The organism is Frankia sp. CoWAU3 (assembly GCF_977971855.1).
In genome coordinates, this window is the sequence record NZ_CDWWXB010000236.1 from 1,988 (window position 1) to 5,507 (window position 3,520).

A 3,520-nucleotide genomic window follows, 5' to 3' on the forward strand; every position below is an offset into this window, starting at 1 on the left:
GACCGTCCGCCGCGGCGGGAGGCGGCGCAGTACGACCTCCCTGAGCCGGCGATCCTCCACCTCGGCGGGCAGTTCGAGTGCCCGCACCGGGAGGTGCGTGTCCGAGAGCATGACCAGACGCACCCCGCCAGTATCCGACGCGACGGCCGCGGGAGCGCCATCGTGCCCGATCGGGCGGGCACGTTCGCGCCCGCTGCCGAGAGGTCCTCATGGTCGAGAGGTCCTCATAGTGACATCGGGATGTCATCGGGTGTCGTCGATCATAATTGGATTTATGCAACTTAATTATATTTTATGTATCGTAATTAGATCTGTCGAAACATAATTGGATGCCGCCAGAGCGTTGTTCGATCTTATCGGGTATCGTCGCATGGAGTAATGATGCGTAACGATCCGGGGCGCAGGGTAATTCTCCTCGCGGCGTGCGCATCATGAAGATCGACGGCTGGAGATCATCCTGATGGGTCCGGGCGGCGTGCGCCGCGCGACTCGGAGCCAGCCCTTCGATGCCCAAGTACTGTTCCGTGCCCGGGCGGCGACGATGAGCTCGCTGTTCCTGCTGGCTCTGCTGCTTGCGAGCTGGGCGCCGCGTATACCGCAAATCAAGGAGGGGCTCGAACTCGGCGACGGGCAGCTCGGTCTGACCCTGCTCGGCGCCCCGATCGGGGCGGTTCTGACACTGTGGCTGATCGGTCTGGCGGTCACCCGCTACGGCAGCATCACCATGGTGCGAGCAGGTTTGCCCGCCTATTGCGCCACCGGTCTTCTGGTCCCACTCGTCGAGGGACCTTGGTCTCTGTTCGCCCTGCTCGCCCTGTGGGGGGCGACCAGCAGCTGCCTCGACATCTCCCTGAACACCCAGGCCGTGGGGATTGAGCGCTGCTACCAGCGGCCGATCATGACCTCCGCCCATGCGGCGTGGACGGCGGGTGCCCTGTCCGGGGCCGGGATCGGTTCGGCGGCGGCCGCTCTGAGTGTCCCGGTCGGCGTGCAGTTCGCGGTGCTCGGCGGGTTGGGTCTCGCTGCCGCCCTACCCTCCACGGCCTGGATGCTGCCCGACGGCGCTGCACCGGAAGTCGCGCTGGAGGACGGACCTGAACGTGGTCATGACCGTGAACGGGGCCACGAACGTGCGGATGGGGAGGGACGTGCGGACGGGGACGGAGGAGACGGCTGGGACGGGGACAGCGACAGAGCGATGCCCCGGGGTCCCGTCGGCACCGGCAGCCGTGCCAGGCCGTTCGTCGCACTGTGCGTCATCGCCTTCGGTAGTTTCCTCTGCGAAGGTGTGGCAGCGGACTGGAGCGCCGTCTACCTCACCGATGTGGCCGGAGCGGCCGTCGGAATCGCGGGTATCGGCTTTGTGGCCTTCACCTCCTGCATGTTCGTCGTGCGCCTGTTCGGGGACCGCGCCATGGCACGGTTCGGCCCGACCCGAACGGTCCGCGGCCTCGCCGTGACCGCGATGGTGGGATTCGCGCTCATGCTTGCGCTCGGTTCCTCGGCGTTCGGCACGGTCGGGGGAATCGTCGGATTCGGAACGCTCGGCGTCGGCACCGCCTGCGTGCTGCCCGCGGTGTTCTCCGCGACGGGGCGGCTTGGATCTTCGACGGGCAGCTCCATCGCCGTGGTCGGCACGGTCGGGTATGTCGGATGGTTGTGCGGGCCGGCTCTCATCGGTGGGCTCGCCGAGCTGGCGGGCCTGCAGTTCGCCATGGTCGTCGTGTTCGTCCTGCTCGTTGCGATCACGGTTTGCGCGTCGGCGCTGCGCGGTCCCGATTCTCCTGCTGCGGCTGCCGAGTTCACTGCGGACCCCGGTACCTCGGAGATCTCCGGGGTACCCAAGATCCCCGAGGTCGGCTAGCGTCACCGGCGACCAGCGACCAGCCATCAGGCCGGGTCCTCTGCCGGCTGCCCCGGGAGCGGAAACGGGCACTACCGCCGGCCGCGACGGAATCCGGGCAGCAGGGTCTGCACCAGTGCGTCCGTCTCGGCCTCGGCCCGCCCGCCGCGACGCACCCCGCCGACACCGATAGTTCGGTACATCTCCGTTGCCACAGCCTGCAGAGTCCGGCGATCACCCCGTGCGGCGACCGTGCGCAGCAGGTCCCGCCAGAGCACTTCGGAGGTCGGCACGGCCCGTAGCCCGGTGCGGCAGGCCGCCAGCGCCGTCATCGTGTCACCGAAGTCCAACGTCAGCTGGGCGAGGCGATGCGCCACGTCGACCACGCCCGCCCGGGTGCTTCGGGCGATTGGCCCGGTGGTCGCCCAGCGGTACCGCCCGGCAGGCAGATCCGTCCACAGGGGACCGCTGACCATCCGCAGGGCTGTCGTCAGATCCGCCTCGGCGTCGCTGCCCGGCAGACCGGCCCGGTGGGTGTAGGCCACGAAGAGTTCCCAGTCGCAGCGCACATCCGGACTCAGCCACCACCGGCCATCCGGGCCGATCATGATCCGAGGCAAGCCGCTGGCATCGGTCCCCAGCCACTGGCGCGCTTCGGTCAACGCGGCGTCGGCGATCTCCTCCGTGGTGTCGGATGGCCAGATCTCCTCGGCGAGGAGCCGACTGCCCACGCCTTCCCGGTGCAGCGCGAGGTAGACGATGACCTCGGTCAACAGGTCGATGCGCTCGGCGGGTGGTCGCCCGGGACCCTCGACGGTGGGCAGTCCGAGAATCCGGACCTGCGCCTCGGCGGGCGCGGTGGGATCGGCGGGCGGCGTGGTTTCGAGTGGCACACGCTGTGGCGCCGCCCCGGACGTCCCCATCGGGGGCCGTGAAACGCCGACATCCGGGACGGTGGTATCTCCGTCGGCGTAGCGCGCCCGAGCAGTCTGAGGCGGTGCACGGTGCGCGTCCGCCGCCAACCACCGGGTACCGGACCGCGATCCCACCCCGGCCGCCGATCCCGCCTCCGAACGAACGGCTGGCGGCGGGGGGGCAGGGGGTCCAGGTGGTGCCTCCGTCCCGGGCTGGATCGATTCGGCCGGGACGCGGCCCTGCCGGTTCGCTCGCATCCGGGGCGTCTCGAAGTAGACCACGGGTGGTACCCGTGGGATATCCGTCGGGTGGATGAGCGGTCGTCCCGGATGGGCCAGCAGACCGGCGGCCTCGGGGGCGTCGCCAGTGTCCGTGGTGGTCGGTAGAACGGGACCGGCCGATGCGGCCCTTCGCGGAGGGCTGGGAGGCTTGGGCGTGGGCGGCGGGGGTTCGGTGGGGAGCCGGCGGCCGTTCGAGGGCGGTCGCGTCGGATCGTCGTCCGGCGGGGAAATGGTGGGTGGGAATCCGGTGCCGGACAGGACCGCGGCGCGACCGTGCATGTCCTGCGGTCCCGCTCCGCGTGGCTCCGGTGTGGCAGAGCCGGGGTCGGGGAGTGGGCCTGCCGGAGTGGGGACGGTCGAGAGCGGCTGGGGGAAGGCAGGCCCGGTGAGGGCTGAGAGTTTCGGCGTCCAGGGCAGCGCCCCGGGCATGGAGCCGCGTTGTGAGGGTGGCCTTGTCGGCTCGTCGGGCCGGGTAGTTGCC

General features: G+C 69.9%; 2 protein-coding genes. One reads left to right on the top strand and one right to left on the bottom strand.

The window, feature by feature from the left end:
- Positions 1–460: 460 nt before the first annotated feature.
- Positions 461–1,864: an MFS transporter gene (locus AC08ON_RS16165; protein WP_476608413.1), complete on the top strand. Its 1,404-nt coding sequence runs from the start codon at positions 461–463 to the stop codon at positions 1,862–1,864.
- Positions 1,865–1,935: 71 nt separating this feature from the next.
- Here the strand turns inward: AC08ON_RS16165 and AC08ON_RS16170 are convergent, their stop codons facing one another.
- A complete protein-coding gene (locus AC08ON_RS16170) occupies positions 1,936–2,736 on the bottom strand; it encodes an AfsR/SARP family transcriptional regulator (protein ID WP_476608414.1) in 801 nt (266 codons plus the stop codon).
- Positions 2,737–3,520 lie beyond the last annotated feature (784 nt).

Excerpts from the sequence above, each read along its gene's own strand:
- AC08ON_RS16165 (WP_476608413.1), top strand. The coding sequence starts at position 461 with ATGGGTCCGGGCGGCGTGCGCCGCGCGACTCGGAGCCAGCCCTTCGAT.